Origin of the sequence: Clostridium polyendosporum, from assembly GCF_018332455.1 — a bacterium.
Classification (GTDB): domain Bacteria; phylum Bacillota; class Clostridia; order Clostridiales; family Clostridiaceae; genus Clostridium_AY; species Clostridium_AY polyendosporum.
In genome coordinates this window covers 1-261 of the sequence record NZ_BOPZ01000105.1, presented here as the reverse complement: position 1 = coordinate 261, position 261 = coordinate 1, and the positions used below count along the sequence as shown (strand labels likewise).

General features: G+C 55.2%; 1 rRNA gene. It reads right to left on the bottom strand.

Annotated features, from left to right (window positions below):
- Positions 1-7 precede the first annotated feature (7 nt).
- A 16S ribosomal RNA gene (locus tag CPJCM30710_RS17610) occupies positions 8-261 on the bottom strand; the annotation flags it as partial.

Sequence of the window (261 nt, the reverse complement as noted above, 5' to 3'; positions counted from 1 at the left end):
TTCCTTGAAAGGAGGTGATCCAGCCGCAGGTTCTCCTACGGCTACCTTGTTACGACTTCACCCCAATCGCTGACCCTACCTTCGGCCGCTGCCCCCCTTACGGGTTAGCTCACGGACTTCGGGTATTGCCAACTCTCATGGTGTGACGCACCTTCCTCCCGGTTAACCCGGGCAGTCTTGCTAGAGTGCTCAACTAAATGGTAGCAACTAACAATAAGGGTTGCGCTCGTTGCGGGACTTAACCCAACATCTCACGACACG